This is a genomic window from Curtobacterium sp. PhB78 (genome assembly GCF_003751685.1).
GTDB lineage: Bacteria > Actinomycetota > Actinomycetes > Actinomycetales > Microbacteriaceae > Curtobacterium.
Window position 1 is genome coordinate 159,104 of record NZ_RKIA01000004.1, and the last position, 18,810, is coordinate 177,913.

Sequence of the window (18,810 nt, forward strand, 5' to 3'; positions counted from 1 at the left end):
TGATGTGGGGGAGTTGTCAGGATATCCATATGTTGTATATCAACCTGCAGGTATGTCGAGCGACAGGAAAACGGATGTCGGGTCGGTACGCTGACGCGGTGCCAGACTTCGCCGACCTCTTCCGCCGCCGCGACGACTCCGCCCCGGATCTCATCGCGATCGACGGCACCGACCGGTTCCTCATCGACGAGGCGCCGAACGTGCACGGCGATGCACTGCGACAGCCCGGTGAGGTCGCCGTCGTCGACGATCGGCTCGGGGTCCTGACGCTCGGACTCATCACCCAGTACGGCGCTTCGGACATCCGGGTCGTGCAGGACTCGCTCGTGGGGGAGCGGGCCCTCGAAGCGAACGCCGGCACGTTCGGGCTGCGCGGCTTCCACCACCCCGACTCGCTCGAGGATGCCTTCCGCGACGTCCGGCTCGTCGTGCTGCGGTTGTCGAAGTCGCACGACCGGCTCGACGAGATCGCCCGAGCAGTTGCTCGGTTCGCCGCTCCCGACGTCGTGCTGCTGTGCGGCGGCAACGTGAAGTACATGCACGTGTCGCAGAACGACGTGCTGCGCCGCTCGTTCGGCGAGGTCACGGCGTCGCGGGGACGGGGGAAGTCACGGCTGCTCATCGCGCAGGATCCGCTGCGCGCCCAGGCGAACCGCGCGGCCGCGACCAACCCGTGGCCTCGCTCGGTGCACGTCGACGACCTCGGGATGACCCTCGTCGCACACGGTGGGGTGTTCGCCGGCGCCTCGCTCGACCAGGGCACCCGGGTGCTGCTCGAAGCGATGGACGGTGCCGTGCCGACCGCGCGGACCGTCGTCGACCTCGGCTCCGGCAACGGCGTCATCGCAGCGGCGATCGCGCTGCGTCGACCGAACGTCCAGGTCGTCGCGACCGACGTGTCCCGGATCGCGGTGGCCTCGACGCGGGCCACGGCTGAGGCGAACGGCGTCGCGGACCGGGTGACGGCACTGCGAACCGACGCCGGCGACGAGCTCGCAGCCGGGTCCGCCCAGCTGGTGCTCTGCAACCCGCCGTTCCACGCGGACACCACGGTGACCACCGACGCGGCCGAAGCGATGTTCCGGAACGCGGCCACGATCCTCCAGTCCGGCGGTGAACTGTGGTGTGTCTGGAACTCGCACCTGCGGTACCGGTCGGTGCTGGAACGTGTCGTCGGGCCGACCCGGCAGATCACGCGCACCGACCGGTTCACGGTCACCGCGTCGCGTCGGAGCGATCGAGCGTGACGTCGATGCCGACGACCTCGACCTTGCCGCCCCGCGTGGAGCGCCCGGCCCAGGACTGGTAGCCGCCGTTCGGGAGTCGTCGGTCGGAGACATGTAAAATACCGAATATGTCCCGACTCAAGATCGCGCTCGCGGTCACCGCCGTCTCCCTGCTCGGCATCACGTACGCCGTGAACGCGCCCACTGCATCCGCTGTGGGCGATCCGCACGAGACCTCGATCCGGCACTCGGACGACGGCTCCTCGACGCGCGTCCTGGTGCACGGGATCGGCACGGCGGCCGCAGCCGCCGAGCTCGAGGGCAGGAAGTACACCCACAGCGACCTGCAGCCGGCCGCGCGGTTCGTCGCGCGCGGTCAGGACATCAGGGTGGACGTGCCCGCGGGTGCCCCGGCGATGGAGGTCGCCATCGGGCTGATGGGTCCGTACGCCGCGCACAACGACGGTCGCGAGGTCGGGTACCACCGCACGGCGCTCTCGGCGGGGACGAACGTCGTCACCGCACCCCACGACGGCATGGTCTCGCTGGTCAGCACCGCTGCTGCTGGGCACGTGACGGCCACGCTCACCGGCGGCACCGCCGTCCCCGTCTTCGTCCGCGGCGAATCCACGAACGCGTCGTTCGCGGAGCAGATGCGTCGGTTCGGCGACGCGCCGTTCGTCGAGGTCGTCGCGGAGCGGATGTTCGGCGACTTCCAGAAGCCGAAGACCGGGGCCGCGATCGCAGCCGATGACCTCGAGGCGCGGACGGCGAACTGGGATCGGGTCGTGGAGCTGACGAACGCCACGTACGGATTGGTCGACGGAGCGGTCGGCTCGTCCCGGAAGCACCCGCACCGGATCCACATCGTCTCGCCCGACACGGGCGCAGGCTTCGCCAACGCGACGAGCACCCGCATCATGTTCCAGGTCGACACCGGCGCCGCCAGGGAGCTGTTCGCCGAGGCACCTGCTGCGCAGTGGGCCCTGTGGCACGAGATCGGCCACACCTACGAAGCGCCGATCAACCTGTTCCCGGGGACGTCGGAGACCGTCACCAACCTGTCCTCCCTCGCCGTCCAGGACGGTCTGGGCTTCGGGAGCCGGTGGGACGAGAGCGTCCGGGACTTCGAGGCGTACTTCGCGTCGGACGATCGCGACTGGCTCACCGCGCACGATCGGATCCGACTGCTCGCATGGGAGCAGCTCCGACGAGCGTTCGGCGACGGCTACATGCCTCGTTTCTTCCAGGCGCTGCGGGTCGAGGCGGCGTTGACGAACCTCAACGTCCTCACCACCGAGGACAAGCACGCGCTCTTCGTCCGGACGGCATCGCGCATCGCGGACCGGAATCTGGAGCCGTTCTACGACGCCCTCGGGTTCCCCATGTCGGACGCCACCCGGTCGACCATCGCGGTGTACCCCGATCTCGACCAGCGCATCTGGGACAACGTCGACTCCCGGGAACGGGTCATCGAGCACGAGATCCCGGCCTACGACCCACCCGTCGGGGTGGTGAGCGACTCCGTACCGGACGTGCCGCTCGGTCGCTGGAACCTGCCGGCACCCGCGGTCGGCGGGCTCGGGACCGTCAGCGGGCGGGGCACGGCGACCGCTGCGGGGGCCATCGGCATCGCGGACACGGTCGGAGCCGGAGCCGCGCAGCTGGCCGTGGTGCTCCGGAGCTCGAGCGGCAGCGAGGACGCGATCGTCGTCCGGGCGGACTCCGTCGGCGGGAACGCGGTCCTTGCACGGGGGCAGGGGAACCGGGTGGTCGGGTCCCTGGCCGTCGACGGTGCGGAGGAGCGGTTGCGCTGGCGGGCGGTCACCTCGTACAAGTCGCACACGTCGTGGGCGGAGCGGGACTACCTGACGATCGCGCACCTGGACACGGACGGCTCCGAGATCGCCGCTGCTTCGGTCCGAGGCGATCAGACCGGTGCGGTGCTCAACGACGTCTTCGGGGACCGCCCCTACCGAGACGGGCAGTTCCTGCTCGTCGCGCACCAGGAACCGGCGTTGCTCGCGGCGTACCATGACAGCGCATCAGTCCAGGACGGCGGCGTCCCGCAGGCCTTCCGGCTCGTGGACGGCCGACTCGAGCCGATCGACCGCGAGGACGTCCCGGGTTGGCAGCCCATCCGGCCGGCCGAGTCGCCGGCGACGGATCTGAACCGGGGTGCGGACACTGCGGTGCCGACGACGCTCTCGGTCCACGCCCGGATCACCCGCATCTCGGGAACCGTGACCGTGACGGCGCCCGAGGGGACGACGTTCGCCGCTGGCCAGACGACACTCCCCGGCTCCTACCGGGCTCCCGGCGGCACGTGGACGTCCAGCGCGAACCTGGTGCTGCGTGGCGGCGTGCGGAGTGCCGACGGCACGACGATGACGTACGGACTGGCGACGGGTTCCGGGTTCCGGCAGGAGCCAGGTGCTCTGTTGCGGTGGTCGCCGGTGATCAGCACACCGGCAGACGCCCGGCCCGGCGACTCGGCGCTCGGCATCCTCGCGACCGGCAACGCCGAGTGACGCCGCACGCACGCTGAGCGCCGCCGCGCACACGCCGAGCCGCGCCACCGACGGACGAAGGGCGGCCGCGCACCGCGCGACCGCCCTCCGTGGAACTGCTGACTACTCCGGGACGTAGTCGAACGTGTCGGGGTCCGGACCCGTTCGGTGGCCCTTGTCGAGGGTCGTGATGTCCGTCATGTCCTCGTCGGAGAGCTCGAAGTCGAAGATCGCGAAGTTCTCCTCGACACGGGCACGCGTGACCGACTTCGGGAACACGATGTCGCCGCGCTGGATGTGCCAGCGGAGCACGACCTGCGCCGGGCTCTTGCCCGTGGCGCCGGCGATGCGGGTGATGGTCTCGTCGTCGAGCACGAGGCCCTGGGCGATCGGGGACCACGCCTCGGTCGCGATGCCGAGCTCGCTGTTCACGGCGCGGAGCTCGTCCTGGGCCAGGTACGGGTGCACCTCGATCTGGTTCACGGCCGGCGGGACGTCCGTCTCGGCACGCAGGCGGCGCAGGTGGTGCGCCTGGAAGTTGCTGACGCCGATCGAGCGGGAGGTGCCGGCGGCGTAGAGCTCCTCGAGCGCCTTCCACGTCGGCACGAAGTCCGAGACGGTGGGCAGCGGCCAGTGGATGAGGAACAGGTCGGTGTAGCCGCCGAGCAGGTCGGCCGACTTCTTGCCGTTCTCGGCAGCTGCCGAAGGGTCGTGGAAGCCGTTGTTGAGCTTCGAGGTGACGAAGATCTCGTCACGAGGGATGCCGGACGACGCGATGGCCTCGCCGACCTCCTTCTCGTTGCCGTACATCTCGGCGGTGTCGATGTGGCGGTAGCCGACCTCGAGCGCCGTGAGCGTCGCTTCCTTGGTCGACGAGGGGTCGATCTGGAAGACGCCGAAGCCGAGCTGCGGGATGGTCTTGCCGTCGTTCAGGGTGATGTTCGGAACGGTCATGGTGTCATGCAACCAAACGACCCCCAGCAGCCATTCCGGCAACGCCCAGGATCAGCGACCCCGGGCGTGCCCCTCAGGACAGCGCAGCGGCGATGTACGCCTGCAGCGCCTGGCCGTAGGCGATCGCGGGGACCTCGGACGCGAAGCTGCGGTCAGCACCGCCGATCGTCGCGGTGACCGTGTAGACGATCCGGCCGTTCACCGACACCCGGGTCAACCCGATGAACGACGGCCCGAGGAGCTCACGCAACTGGTCCTCACGCGGCAGCCACAGCGACTCCGACGCGGTCACGGAGTCGAGCGCCCACTCGGTCGTCCCGTTGAAGCCGAGGATCGTGCCGGTGGGGGAGTCGTGTCGTTCGACGGTCATCTCGGACACGGTGTAGACGTCCTCGTCCACCTCGGGCTTGTCGATGACGAACCGGTCGCCCGTCTCGGGGTGCCAGCGCAGGCCGGCGTCGCGGAGGGTCCTGGCGAGTGCAACGGTGATCACCTCCCCACCCTGCACGCGCGAGACCGCGCTGTCACCACGAAGTCGCGCTGTCACCACGAAGTCGCCCTGTCACCACGAAGTCGCCCTGTCACCACGAAGTCGCCCTGTCACCACGTAGGTTGCCGAAAGCATCCCGTACTAGCATCGCCGAGCACCCCCACGCGCGAGCGCCACCCGATCGCGCGCGCGACGTGACGACGCCCGGGCAACCGGTGCCGCGCCTCCAGGCCGACCAACCGGCCACGGGGCGGGCCGCCGGCCGGCGTCCCGACCGAGGCGACGGACACCCCGTCCGCCGAAGAGAAGGACCCGCATGACCCTCGAACGCGAGGAACTCCGCGACGGCTGGACCGTGACCATGGCCGGAGGAACCGGCGCGCCGGACGGCGTCGCGGGACGCAGCATCCCGGCGACGGTGCCGGGGCAGGTGCACACCGACCTGGAGCGGGAGGGCCTGCTGCCGGACCCGACCTTCCACCTGAACGAGCAGGCGGCGAAGTGGGTCGGCCGGGCCGACTGGGCCTACCGCACCGCGGTCGACGTCGACCCGCGCGGCCACGAGCGTGTCGACCTGGTCTGCGACGGCCTGGACACGGTGTCCGAACTGAGCCTGGACGGCGTCGTCGTGGGCACGACCCGGAACATGCACCGCCGCTACCGCTTCGACGCGCGCGTGCAGACCGGGTCCGGCGCGACGACGAAGGACCTCGAGATCCTGTTCGAGTCGCCGTACCGCGAGGCCGGCCGTGTCGCCGCGAAGGCCGGCAGCATGCCGGGCCCGTACGACGAGCCGTTCCCGTACATCCGCAAGAACGCCTCGAACTTCGGCTGGGACTGGGGGCTCACCGCCGTCACGAGCGGTCCCTGGCGACCGGTCGCGATCGAGCGGTGGTCGACCGCGCGGCTGCGCGAGGTCCGCCCGCTCGTCGACGTCGAGGCCGGCGAGGGCGTGCTCGACGCCCACATCACCGTCGAGCGCTCCGGCCTCAACGACCTGGACCAGGACGGCGAGGACGACGACCTGGTGCTCGTCGTGACCGTGAGTGGTCTCAAGGAGGACGGCACGCCGACGCGGCAGCGGTCGCGGGCGCAGCTGACGCCGAAGGACGACGAGACCGTCGTCACGGTGCGCGTGCCCGAGGCGCTGCGCTGGTGGCCCCGCGGCTACGGTGCGCAGGCGCAGTACGACGTGGTCGTGGAGCTGCAGACGGTCGACGGCGAGGTGCTCGACCGCGACACGTTCCGCACCGGCTTCCGGTCGACGCGGATCGACACGCAGGTCGACGACATGGGTCGTCCCTTCGGCATCCACGTCAACGGGACCCTGATCGACGTGCGCGGGGTGAACTGGATCCCCGACGACGTGATCATCTCCCGCGTCGACCGCGCGCGCCTGCAGTCCCGTCTGACCGCGGCGGCCTCGCTCGGCACGAACCTCGTGCGCGTGTGGGGCGGCGGTGTGTACGAGTCGCGCGACTTCTACGAGGTCTGCGACGAGCTGGGCCTGCTCGTCTGGCAGGACTTCCCGTTCGCGTGCTCGGCGTACCCCGAGGTCGAACCGATCCGCAGCGAGGTCATCGCCGAGGCGCGGGACAACGTCGCCCGCCTCGCCCGGCACCCCTCGCTGGTGCTGTGGAACGGCAACAACGAGAACATCTGGCTGCACGACGTGGACGGCTGGGCGGCCTCGCTCGGTGACCGCGGGTGGGGCCTCGACTACTACCTCGACCTGCTGCCGACGATCGTCGACGCGGTCGACCCGTCGCGCTTCTACACCGTGGCGTCGCCGTGGTCGGGCGCCGAGTCGCTGCCCGCGAACGACGTCGACCACGAGACGCACCACTCGTGGGATGCCTGGAACCGCCTGCCCGACACCGCCTACCGCGGCTCGGTGCCGCGGTTCGTGTCCGAGTTCGGCTGGCAGGCGCCGCCCGCGTGGCGGACGCTGCGGGACGGGGTCGCGGACGAGGTGCTGTCGCAGGACGCACCCGGGGTCGTGCACCACCAGAAGGCTGCCGACGGGATGGGCAAGCTGGCCCGCGGCATCGAGCCCCGGTTCGGCACGGGGCCCTTCTCGTTCGATGCGTGGCACTACCTGACGCAGCTGCAGCAGGCCCGGGCCATCGCGACGGGCGTCGAGCACTGGCGCACGCACTGGCCGCGCAACACGGGCGTGGTGATGTGGCAGCTCAACGACCTGTGGCCGGTGTCGTCGTGGTCGGCGATCGACTCGGCGGGGCGGCTGAAGCCGCTCGCGCACGAGCTGCGTCGGTTGTACGACGACGTCCTGCTGACGATCCGTCCGGTGTCGCGGGTGGCGGTCGCGCCGTCCGCCGTCTCCGGGCCGGCTGCGTCGCCGGCGTCGTCGCCCGTCTCACCGGTCTCCGGAGCGGTCGCGCCCGCCTCGCCGGTCGCGTCCGGCGCGGACGGGACGGGAGGCCCGGATCACCCCGGCCACTCGGCCTCCGCCGGTGAGACGGCTGATCTGGGCGACGTGGCGGACACCCTGTCCCTCGGCGTCTCGCCCGGTGCGTTCGGGTCCTCGCCCGTCGAGGTCGCTGTCCGGTCCACGCGCGGCGGCCACGACAGCGTGGTGCGCGTGCGACGGGTCACCACGGCCGGCACGATCCTGGCCGAGGCGTCGTTGCCCGTCCGGTTGTCGTCCGCCGGGGTCGCCGTCGTCGCCCTGCCCGAGTCCGTCGGCGTGGTCGACGACCCCGCGCGGGAGCTCATCGTGGCGGACATGGACTGGCGTCGGGCGGTCTGGACACCGGGCCCCGACGTCGACGTGCGGTGGGAACCCGCGCGGTACCGCACCTCGTTCACGCCCGTCGACGGCGGGCTCGACCTGACCGTCGAGGCCGAGACGCTCGTGCGCGACCTGCTCGTGCAGCCCGACCGGGTGACCGCGGCCGGGGTGGTGGACCGCGGGTTCATGACCCTGCTGCCCGGGGAGCGGGTGACCTTCCGGCTCACCGGTGTGACCGAGGCCGACATCCCGGCGCTCCGTGCCGAACCCGTCCTGTGGAGCCTGGACCGGGCGCTGGCGACCGACTAGCGGCGAGCGGCGCGCTCGAGCGGGTGCGCTTCCCTGTGCGAACGGTGTCCGTTCCGGTCCTCGGCCTGGGCATCGGGGATCGGGAGAGTTACGATGGGGGGAACACGGACTTCCGCCGCGTGGGTCGAAGAAGACCTGCGGACGGCGACCAGTTCCAGATCAAGGAGTCATGATGCTCGGAAACCTCGGCGGCGTACACCTGCTGATCATCCTCGGGATCGTCATCCTGCTGTTCGGCGCGACGAAGCTCCCGGCGCTCGCCAAGGGCCTCGGGCAGTCGATCAACATCTTCAAGAAGGAGATGACCGACGACGAGAAGAAGGCTCAGGCAGGCGACACCACGGTGCAGAACACCGCGGCCCCGACCAGCACCGTGCCGAACGCTCCCGCCGAGCCCGCTGCCGGTCCGATCCTGAACCCCGGCCCGAGCGCGCAGCCGAACACCGACTCCCGGCGCTAGAACCCCAGCTCAGGACACCCAGCCCCGTCCTGTCGGCAGCCCCCGCGACCAATCCGGTCGCGGGGGCTTCGTCGTGCGGGGCGCGCAGCGGTCCGAGGGGGCGCAGGATGAGCACATGACCACTGCTGCACCGCGCGCGACCGCGCCGCTCCGGGACGACCGGCGCACCGTGCTCGTGGTGGCGATCCTCTCGTCGTTCGTCGTCGGGCTCGACTCGAGCGTGGTGAACGTGGCGCTCCCCGCGATCCGGCAGGAGCTCGGCGGCGGACTCGTCGTGCAGCAGTGGACCGTGGACGCGTACCTGGTGACGCTCGGCTCGCTCATCCTCGTCGCCGGATCACTGTCGGACGTGTTCGGCCGGGTGCGCATCATCACGTGGGGGCTCGTCGTGTTCGGGATCGCCTCGGTCGCGTGTGCGATCGCCCCGACGGGGGAGTTCCTGATCGTCTCGCGGGCGTTCCAGGGCGTCGGCGGCGCCCTGGTGACCCCGAGCGCGCTCGCCCTCATCGTGGCGGCGTTCCGTGGGGCCGCGCAGTCGAAGGCGATCGGCACGTGGACCGCCTGGTCGAGCGCGTCGACGATCCTCGGACCCGTGGTCGGCGGGCTGGTGGTCGACAGCATCGGCTGGCGGTGGATCTTCGTGCTGACCGCTGTCCCGATCGCGGTGACGATCCCGCTCGTGCTGCGGATCACCGGTGACGTGCACCCAGCGCTCCGACCGCGCATCGACGTGGTCGGCGCCGTGCTGGCGGTCGTCGGGGTCGGTGGGGCGGTGCTCGGGCTCATCGAGCAGGAGCGGCTCGGGTGGGGTGCCCCGGTGGTGGTCACCGCGCTCGTGCTCGGTGCCCTGGCACTCGGGGCGTTCGTGCCGTGGGAGCTCCACGTGACCCGGACGACCGGTTCGCCGCTGGTGCCGCTCGCGTTGTTCCGGGCCCGCAACTTCGCGGTGGGCAACCTCGCCACCCTGTCGATCTACGGCGCCCTGAGCATGGTCTTCTTCGTGGTCACTCTGTTCCTGCAGGAGGTCTGGGGGTTCCCCGCCTGGCTCGCCGGCCTGGCGACGCTGCCCCCGACGGTGGTCCTGCTGCTGGTGTCCTCGGCCGTGGGTGGGTTGGCGGGACGGTTCGGGCCGCGCTGGTTCATGGCCGCGGGCCCGGCGGTGGCAGCGGTCGGTGCGCTCCTGATGCTGCTGGTCGGTGCGCAGCCGGACGGCTACTGGGTTGCCGTGTTCCCCGGGCTCGTGCTCATCGGGTTCGGGATCGCGCTCATGGTGACACCGCTGACCAGCGCCGTGCTCGGGTCTGTTCCGCAGTCCGAGGCGGGCGTCGGGTCGGCCGTGAACAACGCGATCGCGCGGATCGCCGGCCTGGTGATGGTCGCGCTCGCGGGCGTGGTCCTCGGCGGCGAGATGAGCGTCGCCGGCCTGCACCGGGCGGTCGTCGTGATGGCGGTCCTCCTGCTGGCCGGCGCGGTCGTCAGCGCCGTCGGGATCCGGAATCTCCCGGCGCCGACGTAAGTTGAGTGCAGTAGACTCAAGTACAACACCACCGCAACGAAAGGACGGAACGCATGGCGAACCTCCAGGGTGCTCCTGACTCGCAAGAGCGACAGAAGACCGCCCTCGAGCAGTACGGCGTCGACCTGACGGCGATCGCTCGCAGCGGCAAGCTGGACCCGGTCATCGGACGCGACTCCGAGATCCGACGCGTCAGCCAGGTGCTCACCCGCCGCACCAAGAACAACCCCGTGCTCATCGGCGAGCCCGGCGTCGGCAAGACCGCCGTCGTCGAGGGGCTGGCGCAGCGCATCGTCGCCGGGGACGTCGCCGACTCACTGAAGGACAAGCGGCTCGTCTCGCTCGACATCTCCTCGCTCATCGCGGGCGCGAAGTACCGCGGCGAGTTCGAGGAGCGCCTCAAGGCCGTGCTCAAGGAGATCAACGACTCCGACGGCCAGGTCATCACGTTCATCGACGAGCTGCACACGCTGATGGGTGCCGGCGGCGGCGAAGGGTCCGTCGCGGCCTCGAACATGCTCAAGCCGATGCTCGCGCGCGGCGAACTGCGGCTCATCGGGGCGACGACGCTCGACGAGTACCGCGAGTACATCGAGAAGGACGCCGCCCTCGAGCGCCGCTTCCAGCAGGTCTACGTGGGGGAGCCCAGCGTCGAGGACGCCGTGGCGATCCTCCGCGGGCTCAAGGAGCGCTACGAGGCGCACCACAAGGTCACGATCAACGACTCCGCACTCGTCGCAGCGGCCAGCCTGTCGAACCGGTACATCTCCGGCCGCCAGCTGCCCGACAAGGCGATCGACCTGATCGACGAGGCCGCCAGCCGGCTCCGCATGGAGATCGACTCCAGCCCGGTCGAGATCGACGAACTGAAGCGGAACGTCGACCGGCTGCGTGTCGAGGAGTTCGCGCTCAAGCAGGAGAAGGACGACGCCTCGAAGGCCCGGCTGGAGACCCTGCGGAACGAGCTGCGCACGCGCGAGGAACGACTGGGCGAGCTCGAGCAGCGCTGGCAGGCCGAGCGGGCGAGCCTGAACCGCATCGGTGAGCTGAAGCAGCAGCTCGACGACCTGGGTGTCCGCGAATCCCGCGCTGAGCGGGACAACGACTTCGAGACGGTGTCCCGCATCCGGTACAGCGAGAAGCCCCGGATCGCAGCTGAGCTCGCCGCCGCCGAACAGGCCGAGTCCGCCGACCGCATGGTGAACGACAGCGTCACCGACGAGGACATCGCCGCCGTGATCGCGCAGTGGACGGGCATCCCCCTCGGGCGGCTGCTGCAGGGCGAGACCGAGAAGCTCCTGCACCTGGAGAACGAGCTCGGGCGCCGGATCATCGGGCAGCGCACCGCCGTGAATACCGTGTCCGAGGCCGTCCGTCGCACCCGCGCCGGCATCTCCGACCCGGACCGTCCGACCGGATCGTTCCTGTTCCTCGGACCGACCGGCGTCGGCAAGACCGAGCTGGCCAAGGCACTCGCGGAGTTCCTGTTCGACGACGAGAAGGCCCTCGTCCGCATCGATATGAGCGAGTACGGCGAGAAGCACTCGGTCTCGCGGCTGATCGGCGCCCCGCCCGGGTACGTCGGCTACGAGTCCGGCGGGCAGCTCACCGAGGCCGTCCGGCGTCGCCCGTACTCCGTCATCCTGCTCGACGAGATCGAGAAGGCGCACCCCGAGGTGTTCGACGTGCTGCTCCAGGTGCTCGACGACGGCCGGCTGACGGACGGGCAGGGGCGCACGGTCGACTTCCGGAACACGATCCTCGTGCTGACGTCGAACCTCGGCTCGCAGTTCATGACCGACCTGACGCTGACGGACGAGCAGCGCGACGACGCCGTGCGCGAGCTCGTGCAGCAGGCGTTCCGGCCGGAGTTCATCAACCGCCTCGACGACATCGTGGTGTTCCAGGCCCTGACGGCCGACGACCTCGGTCAGATCGTGTCGCTCTACGTCGACCGGCTCGCCCGACGCCTGACCGACCGCCGGCTCGAACTCGCGGTCACGCCCGAGGCGCGCGGGTGGCTGGCCGAGCGCGGGTACGACCCGCTCTACGGCGCACGGCCGCTCCGCCGCCTCATGCAGCGGCAGATCGACGACAAGCTGGCGCGCGCGATCCTGTCCGGTGACGTCCGAGACGGCGACACCGTCCGGGTCGACGTCGCCGAGGACGGCGACGGTCTGACCGTCGAGCCGTTCCAGCTGGCGGAGGTCGTCGAGGAGTAGGCGGCGGCCGCGGTGGGTGGGGTGACCGACGGGAGGCCCGGTGCCGGTTCCTGGGACCCGGCACGGGCCTCCCGGGTTGGCTGCAGGGCATGCCTGAGATCCGCGCGATCCGTCGCCTCACCGACACCGTCGAGCACGCGAGCGTGCTCGACAAGGCCGTCGACATCGACCGTTCGGTCGTGAACGCCCTCGCCCGGCCGAAGGCCCTGCGGCAACTGCTGCACGGGGTGCCGTTCGGGCACCCGCTGCACCCGCTCATGGTGCAGGTGCCGCTCGGGGCGTGGATCTCGGCCGCCGTGCTCGACGTGTTCGGCGGGAAGGGCAACGCGAAGGCCGCGAAGACCCTCGTCGGCGTCGGCCTGGTGTCGTCCGGCAGTGCGAGCCTCGCCGGGTACGTGGACTGGTCCGAACTCGACCGCGAGCAGCTGCGCACGGGATGGGTGCACCAGGCCGTCAACTGGGTCGGCATCTCGTTGTACGGCCTGTCGTGGTGGCAGCGCAAGAACGGCAACCACGGCGCCGGCAAGCTGCTCGGGTTCGCCGCGCTCGGTGTCGTGGGGGTGGGCGGGTACCTCGGCGGACACCTGGCCTACCGGCAGCGCGCCGGCGTGAGCGACCACGGTGAGGTGCCGTTCGACGCGTCGCACTGACGGTCACGGCTGGCACGCGCGTTACGGCGACGAAACAGACGACGTCACAGGCTGGGGGTATGGAGCACCTCACCACCGACAGCCTGCCGCTCACCGCCGTTCCCGGCGCCCCGACGGGCGGGTTCCGGGTCCGCATCGACGAGCAGACCGGGGTCGTCCACCTCGACCCAGCGGATGCCGAGGTATATCGCATGTAATGTCCGGATGCGTGTACTCGTGGTGGATGACGAAGCAGCCCTCGCCGACCTCGTCGCGAAGGGCCTGTCGCGGCAGGACATGGCCGTCGACGTCGCCTACCGCGGCGACCACGCCGACGAACTGCTGGCGGTGAACGACTACGACGTCGTGGTGCTCGACCGTGACGTCCCGGGGGTGCACGGCGACGAGGTCGCACGTCGGCTGGCGTCGCGCGGCAGCCTGACCCGCATCCTCATGCTCACCGCGGCGACGACCCTGACGGACCGCGTGCACGGCCTCGAGCTCGGCGCCGACGACTACCTGGCCAAGCCGTTCGAGTACCCCGAGCTCGTCGCCCGCGTCCGGGCGCTCGGCCGCCGCAGCGTCGCCCCGGTCGCGCCCGTGCTCGAACGCGCCGGGATCGTCCTCGACACGAACCGCCGGATGGCCACCCGTGACGGCCGACCGCTCGACCTGACCTCGAAGGAACTCGGGGTGCTCGAGGCGCTCCTGCGAGCCGATGGTCGCATCGTCTCCGCCGAGGAACTGCTCGAGAAGGTCTGGGACATGAACATCGACCCGTTCACCGCTGCCGTACGGGTGACGATGTCGAAGCTCCGCAAGAAGCTCGGCCGCCCCGATCCGATCCGGACGGTTCCGGGCGAGGGCTACGCGCTGTGAGACGGCTCCGGCGGACCTGGAGCATCCGGGCGCGCACCGCCCTGGTGTTCGCGCTCGCGTCGATGGCACTGACCGCTGCGGTGCTCGTGTTCGTCAACGTGACGTCGATCAGCTCCATCTCGACACGGATGCCGGGGTCGGACACTTCGACCGGACAGGCGCTGCCGGCACCGGTGTCCCCGCAGAGCCCGAGCGAGCCGGATCCGTCGTCCACCGCGCAGGCGCAGAGCACGATGCTCGTCGCCGTCGTGGCGACGCAGCAGTGGCAGTGGTCGGCGGTCGGCATCGCGGGCGCCGGTGTGCTCGCCGGCGGTGTCGGGTGGTTCGTCAGCCGGCGCATGCTCCGGCCGATCGACCGGATCACCGCGACGACGCAGCGGATCTCGGCGTCGAACCTGCACGAACGCATCGGGTTGGGCGGCCCCGACGACGAACTCCGACGCCTGTCCCGGACCGTCGACGACCTGCTCGGCCGCCTGGAGACCGCGTTCGAGAGCCAGCGACGCTTCGTGGCCCACGCCTCGCACGAACTCCGGACCCCGCTGGCCGTCCAACGTGCCGCGATGCAGATCGGGCTGCCCGACGACGCCGGCCCCGACGACGTCCGCCGTACCCGCGACGAGCTGCTCGAGCAGAACCGCCGGACCGAGCGATTGGTGGGGTCGTTGCTCCTGCTCGCCGAGGCCGACCGTGGCCTGGCGGGCGCGACCGAGCCCGTCGACCTGGACGGCACGGTCGACGACGTGGTGAGCGGGGTGGCGGACGCCGTCCACGAGGCGGGCGTGACCCTCACCCGTGCACGCCGCCACGGGCCTCCCGTCGGGGTGCGCGGCGAGCCGACGCTCGTCCGCCAGCTCCTCGTCAACCTGGTCGGGAACGCCGTCGAGTACAACGTGCCCGGTGGGTTCGTGCGCGTGACCACCGACGTGGGCGGGTTCACCGTCGAGAACTCCGGGCCGGTGGTCCCCGACAGCGTCGCGCCGGGTCTGGTCGAGCCGTTCCGACGGTGCCCGGACAGCGCCGCCGCGTACCGGCACAGCGGCCTCGGGCTGTCGATCGTCGCAGCCGTCGCGCAGGCGCACGGATGGCGGCTCTCGATCGCGGCGCGCGACGGCGGTGGGCTGCGGGTGCGGGTCGACGTTTCGCCGACGTAACCGTCGGCGTACCTGGCGCGAAACACCGCGCTTGGTGTCCTGGTGGCACGAACACGGAGCGGACCACCGGTCTCGCTCCGTCCACGCCACGAAGGAGACCACCATGACGACCACCACCACCTCGGTCCGCCGCCCGCGCGCGTTCATCGCCGTCGCCGCAGCGGCCCTGCTGCTGCCCGCACTGCTCACCGCGTGCTCGGGGGCGCCGAAGGACGACGCCACGACGGCGGCCGGCGGCAAGGACAAGGCGGTCTCGCTGGCCGCGTGCATGCGCGAGAAGGGCTACGACATGCCCGATCCCGCCGGAGCCGACACGACGAGCTCGGTCGGCGTCCCCGAGGGCGTGGACCCCGACCAGTGGCAGAGCGACCTGGCGGCCTGCGCGAAGGGTTCCGGCACGGCGGGCGACGCTGTCGGGTCGGCCGAGTCGATCCCCGGCGGCGCCGAAGCCGCGCGGAAGGCGGCGAAGTGCATCCGCGAGCACGGGTTCGCGGACTACCCCGATGACGACCAGTCGGCGTACGAGCCGTCGGATCCCGACGCGTTCGCCGAGGTGGCGCAGGAGTGCGAGCGCACGGCGTTCGACGGGCTGGGCGCCGAGGCCGGCAAGTGACCCGGTCCCGACCACGGCGGGCGGTGATCGTCGGCGTCGTCCTCGTGGCCGTCCTCGCCGCGGGCATCGGCACCTGGGCGATCGTGGACGTGACGTCCGGTGCGACCAGTGCATCCGCCGCCGACGCTCCGACGAAGGCCCGGACGACCGTCACCGTCGAACGCGGCGACCTGACCGACTCGAAGGTGTTCGCGGGCACCCTCGGCTACGGGTCGGCCACCGGCGTGCCCGGGGCGGCGGAGGGGACGCTGACCTGGCTGCCGAAGCCCGGGCAGGTCCTGCGCCGAGACGACTTCGTGTACGCGGTCGACGAGCGCGGGGTCCGCTCGATGCACGGCACGGTGCCACTCTGGCGGTCGCTCGCACGCGGGCTGCGCGGCACCGACGTGCAGCAGCTCAACGACAACCTGGCGGCGCTCGGGTACGACGTCGCCCAGGACGACACCTTCGGACCGAGGACCCAGCGTGGGGTCGAGCAGTGGCAGCGCGACCGGGGCCACCGGGTGACCGGGGTGCTGACGGCCGACGACGTCGTGTTCGTCGACGGTGACGTCCGGGTGGCGTCCGTCGACGGCCAGCTCGGGCAGCCGGCGGCCGGGGAGGGCGGCGACGTCCTGCACGTGACGAGCACGAAGCGCATCGTGGTCGCCACGGTGTCGCAGGCCGACGCCGAACGGCTCGCGGTCGGGACGGAGGTCGCGGTGCGGGTGAACGGCGCCGGCGCCCCGATGGCGGGTGAGGTCACCGACGTCGCACCGGACACGAGCGACGAGGGCAGCACGAAGGTCGACGTGTCCGTCGCGTTCGAGTCGGGCGACCGGAAGCTCCCCGCCGCCGCCTCGGCACAGGTCGACGCGAAGGGAGCGACCGAGCAGGACGTGCTGTCGGTGCCGGTGGCTGCCCTGGTCGCCGGGGCCGGTGGGAAGTACGCCGTCGAGGTGGTCCGGAAGGACGGCACGACGAAGCGCGTGCCCGTCACGCCCGGCTTCACCGCGGCCGGCCGGGTCGCCGTCACGGGCAACGTGACCGAGGGCGACCGTGTGGTGGTGCCGGGATGAGCGCGCAGCCCACCGACGGCCGGGTGCTCGCCCTCCGGGACGTCGTGAAGGCCTACGGCGACGTCGGCGCCCTCCGCGGGGTCTCGCTCGACATCGGAGCGGGCGAACTCGTCGCGGTCGTCGGGCCGTCGGGTTCCGGCAAGTCGACGATGCTCAACGTCATCGGCACCCTGGACCGCCCCACGTCCGGCACCGTGACGATCGCCGGCAACGACGTGGACACCATGACCGACGACGAACTGTCCCTGCTCCGGGCCGACCACATCGGGTTCGTGTTCCAGCACTTCCACCTGCAGGACGGGGCGACCGCCACCGAGAACGTCGCGGACGGCCTGCTCTACGCGTGGACGAGCCGACGGGAGCGACACCGACGCGCGGTCGACGCCCTCCGTCGCGTCGGGCTGGGGCATCGTCTGGACCACCGGCCGAACCAGCTGTCGGGCGGCGAGAAGCAACGGGTGGCGATCGCCCGGGCACTGGTCGGGGAGCCGACGATCCTGCTCGCCGACGAGCCGACCGGTGCCCTCGACACGGCGTCCGGGGCGGCGATCCTCGCGCTGCTGCGTGAACTCAACGCCGGCGGGACGACGGTGGTCGTCATCACGCACGACCTCGAGCTCGCCGCGTCGCTGCCGCGCCGGGTGCGGATGCGCGACGGCCAGGTGCAGCACGACTCCGGGACGGACGGCGGCACCGTCCCCGCCGCCGCGCTCGCCTCCGCGATCCGGGGTGCTGCGTGAACGCCCGGCGCCGCCTCCGGTCTGCGGTCACCGCGGGCGAGCTGCTGCGGCTCGGACTCTTCGGGCTCCGGACCCGGCCGACGCGCGTGGTCCTGTCGGCGCTCGGCATCGCGATCGGCATCGCCGCGATGATCGCCGTCGTCGGGATCTCGTCGTCGAGCAAGGCGGAGCTCGACCGGGTGCTCGACGCGCTCGGCACCAACGTCCTGACGATCACGCAGGCCGACGGCATCGGCGACGTGCCGCCGCTCCCGTCGACGGCGCTCGACTCCGCGCGTCGTCAGGACGACGTCGAGGCGGCGGCTGCCGTGGGCGCGGTCCCCGAGGCCGCCGTGTACCGCAGCCCGTACATCCCGGCCGCGGAGAGCAAGGGCATCGGGGTGATGACCGCGTGGGGCGACGTGCCGGAGGTGCTCGGTGCCGGACTCGCCGACGGCCGCTGGCTGGACCCCGCCGCGGACGCACCACCCCAGATGGTGCTGGGAGCGGACGCCGCAGCGGCACTCGGCATCGACCGGGTCCGTGCCGACAGCCGCGTCTGGATCGGCGGGCAGTGGGTGCAGGTGGTCGGGATCCTGGAGCCGATCGCGCTCGCCGACGACCTGGACAGCCAGGTCTTCGTCCCCGAGGAGCTCGGCCGGCAGCTCGGCTCCGACGGGGCGCCGACCGCCGTCTACACCCGGGTCGACCCGACGCGCGTGGCACCGGCTCGCGACGTCCTGGCGAACGCGATCCGCCCCGGAGCGCCGCAGGACGTCGGCGTGACCCGACCGTCCGACGCGCTCGCCGCGAAGGACGCCACCGACGACTCGTTCACCGGGTTGCTCGTCGGCATCGGCGGCGTGGCCCTGCTCGTCGGCGGCATCGGCGTCGCGAACACGATGGTGATCACCGTGCTGGAACGTCGTGCCGAGGTCGGGGTGCGGCGAGCCCTCGGAGCGCGGCGGCGGAACATCCGCGACCAGTTCCTCGTCGAGTCGCTGCTGCTGTCGTTCCTGGGCGGGGTGGCCGGTGTGGTGATCGGGGTCGGGGTGACGGTCGCCTTCGCCCTGGCGCAGGGGTGGCCGGTGGCGATCCCGCTGTGGGCCGTCGGCGGCGGGCTCGGCGCGACCGTCGTGATCGGCGGTGCGTCCGGGTGGTACCCGGCCGCGCGCGCAGCGCGCATCCCACCGACGTCCGCCCTGGCGGCCGTCTGAGGCCGTGGTGGTGATCCGGGAGGCCCGGTGCCGGTCTGCGGGACCGGCACCGGGCCTCCCGGTCGTTCCGTCCACCCCGTCGACGCGAGGCGCAGATCATGG

General features: G+C 71.6%; 16 protein-coding genes. 14 read left to right on the top strand and 2 right to left on the bottom strand.

The genetic code is table 11. The features are described from left to right. Nucleotides 1-98 precede the first annotated feature (98 nt). Nucleotides 99-1,247 (top strand): class I SAM-dependent methyltransferase, encoded by a 1,149-nt coding sequence (locus tag EDF53_RS10560; RefSeq protein ID WP_248704963.1) that lies wholly within the window; start codon nucleotides 99-101, stop codon nucleotides 1,245-1,247. Between the two features lie 107 nt (nucleotides 1,248-1,354). Beyond that, the gene (locus tag EDF53_RS10565; protein ID WP_123293536.1) at nucleotides 1,355-3,757 is read left to right on the top strand and encodes a M60 family metallopeptidase; all 2,403 of its coding nucleotides are present in this window, start codon (nucleotides 1,355-1,357) and stop codon (nucleotides 3,755-3,757) included. Between the two features lie 102 nt (nucleotides 3,758-3,859). Here EDF53_RS10565 and EDF53_RS10570 read toward each other — a convergent pair whose 3' ends face one another. Continuing rightward, nucleotides 3,860-4,690, bottom strand: a complete 831-nt coding sequence (locus EDF53_RS10570; protein ID WP_123293537.1) for an aldo/keto reductase — start codon at nucleotides 4,688-4,690, stop codon at nucleotides 3,860-3,862. 73 nt (nucleotides 4,691-4,763) lie between these two features. Continuing rightward, on the bottom strand, nucleotides 4,764-5,183 hold the full coding sequence (locus EDF53_RS10575) for a pilus assembly protein CpaE (RefSeq protein WP_123293838.1): 420 nt from the start codon (nucleotides 5,181-5,183) through the stop codon (nucleotides 4,764-4,766). A 313-nt stretch (nucleotides 5,184-5,496) separates the two neighbouring features. Between EDF53_RS10575 and EDF53_RS10580 the strand changes: the two genes are divergently transcribed. The 12 genes from EDF53_RS10580 (at nucleotide 5,497) to EDF53_RS10630 (ending at nucleotide 18,708) form a co-directional block, all read left to right on the top strand. Further along, nucleotides 5,497-8,241: a glycoside hydrolase family 2 protein gene (locus EDF53_RS10580; protein WP_123293538.1), complete on the top strand. Its 2,745-nt coding sequence runs from the start codon at nucleotides 5,497-5,499 to the stop codon at nucleotides 8,239-8,241. Between the two features lie 172 nt (nucleotides 8,242-8,413). Further along, nucleotides 8,414-8,701, top strand: a complete 288-nt coding sequence (gene tatA, locus EDF53_RS10585) for a twin-arginine translocase TatA/TatE family subunit (RefSeq protein WP_123293839.1) — start codon at nucleotides 8,414-8,416, stop codon at nucleotides 8,699-8,701. 115 nt (nucleotides 8,702-8,816) lie between these two features. Beyond that, the gene (locus EDF53_RS10590) at nucleotides 8,817-10,217 is read left to right on the top strand and encodes an MFS transporter (protein ID WP_123293539.1); all 1,401 of its coding nucleotides are present in this window, start codon (nucleotides 8,817-8,819) and stop codon (nucleotides 10,215-10,217) included. Nucleotides 10,218-10,270: 53 nt separating this feature from the next. Next, the gene (locus EDF53_RS10595) at nucleotides 10,271-12,439 is read left to right on the top strand and encodes an ATP-dependent Clp protease ATP-binding subunit (protein WP_123293540.1); all 2,169 of its coding nucleotides are present in this window, start codon (nucleotides 10,271-10,273) and stop codon (nucleotides 12,437-12,439) included. Nucleotides 12,440-12,528: 89 nt separating this feature from the next. Beyond that, a complete protein-coding gene (locus tag EDF53_RS10600; RefSeq protein WP_123293541.1) occupies nucleotides 12,529-13,089 on the top strand; it encodes a DUF2231 domain-containing protein in 561 nt (186 codons plus the stop codon). A 59-nt stretch (nucleotides 13,090-13,148) separates the two neighbouring features. Further along, on the top strand, nucleotides 13,149-13,286 hold the full coding sequence (locus EDF53_RS19350; protein ID WP_173169830.1) for a hypothetical protein: 138 nt from the start codon (nucleotides 13,149-13,151) through the stop codon (nucleotides 13,284-13,286). Between the two features lie 7 nt (nucleotides 13,287-13,293). After that, the gene (locus EDF53_RS10605; protein ID WP_123293542.1) at nucleotides 13,294-13,947 is read left to right on the top strand and encodes a response regulator transcription factor; all 654 of its coding nucleotides are present in this window, start codon (nucleotides 13,294-13,296) and stop codon (nucleotides 13,945-13,947) included. After that, the gene (locus EDF53_RS10610; RefSeq protein ID WP_123293543.1) at nucleotides 13,944-15,101 is read left to right on the top strand and encodes a HAMP domain-containing sensor histidine kinase; all 1,158 of its coding nucleotides are present in this window, start codon (nucleotides 13,944-13,946) and stop codon (nucleotides 15,099-15,101) included. The genes EDF53_RS10605 and EDF53_RS10610 overlap by 4 nt, the downstream gene beginning before the upstream one ends. Nucleotides 15,102-15,204: 103 nt before the next feature. Next, nucleotides 15,205-15,714 carry a hypothetical protein gene (locus EDF53_RS10615; RefSeq protein WP_148058319.1) on the top strand — a complete coding sequence of 170 codons (510 nt, stop codon included), beginning with the start codon at nucleotides 15,205-15,207 and terminating at the stop codon, nucleotides 15,712-15,714. Then, entirely contained in the window at nucleotides 15,711-16,772 is a 1,062-nt protein-coding gene (locus EDF53_RS10620; protein WP_148058320.1) for a peptidoglycan-binding protein, read from the top strand. The genes EDF53_RS10615 and EDF53_RS10620 overlap by 4 nt, the downstream gene beginning before the upstream one ends. Then, nucleotides 16,769-17,512, top strand: coding sequence for an ABC transporter ATP-binding protein (locus EDF53_RS10625; protein ID WP_123293546.1), 744 nt, complete (start codon nucleotides 16,769-16,771; stop codon nucleotides 17,510-17,512). The genes EDF53_RS10620 and EDF53_RS10625 overlap by 4 nt, the downstream gene beginning before the upstream one ends. Then, entirely contained in the window at nucleotides 17,509-18,708 is a 1,200-nt protein-coding gene (locus EDF53_RS10630; protein ID WP_221181208.1) for an ABC transporter permease, read from the top strand. Before EDF53_RS10625 ends, EDF53_RS10630 begins: the two co-directional genes overlap by 4 nt. Nucleotides 18,709-18,810 lie beyond the last annotated feature (102 nt).

Excerpts from the sequence above, each read along its gene's own strand:
- EDF53_RS10565 (WP_123293536.1), top strand. The coding sequence starts at position 1,355 with ATGTCCCGACTCAAGATCGCGCTCGCGGTCACCGCCGTCTCCCTGCTC.
- EDF53_RS10570 (WP_123293537.1), bottom strand. The coding sequence starts at position 4,690 with ATGACCGTTCCGAACATCACCCTGAACGACGGCAAGACCATCCCGCAG.
- EDF53_RS10580 (WP_123293538.1), top strand. The coding sequence starts at position 5,497 with ATGACCCTCGAACGCGAGGAACTCCGCGACGGCTGGACCGTGACCATG.
- tatA (WP_123293839.1), top strand. The coding sequence starts at position 8,414 with ATGCTCGGAAACCTCGGCGGCGTACACCTGCTGATCATCCTCGGGATC.
- EDF53_RS10590 (WP_123293539.1), top strand. The coding sequence starts at position 8,817 with ATGACCACTGCTGCACCGCGCGCGACCGCGCCGCTCCGGGACGACCGG.
- EDF53_RS10595 (WP_123293540.1), top strand. The coding sequence starts at position 10,271 with ATGGCGAACCTCCAGGGTGCTCCTGACTCGCAAGAGCGACAGAAGACC.
- EDF53_RS10600 (WP_123293541.1), top strand. The coding sequence starts at position 12,529 with ATGCCTGAGATCCGCGCGATCCGTCGCCTCACCGACACCGTCGAGCAC.
- EDF53_RS19350 (WP_173169830.1), top strand. The coding sequence starts at position 13,149 with ATGGAGCACCTCACCACCGACAGCCTGCCGCTCACCGCCGTTCCCGGC.
- EDF53_RS10605 (WP_123293542.1), top strand. The coding sequence starts at position 13,294 with ATGCGTGTACTCGTGGTGGATGACGAAGCAGCCCTCGCCGACCTCGTC.
- EDF53_RS10615 (WP_148058319.1), top strand. The coding sequence starts at position 15,205 with ATGACGACCACCACCACCTCGGTCCGCCGCCCGCGCGCGTTCATCGCC.
- EDF53_RS10625 (WP_123293546.1), top strand. The coding sequence starts at position 16,769 with ATGAGCGCGCAGCCCACCGACGGCCGGGTGCTCGCCCTCCGGGACGTC.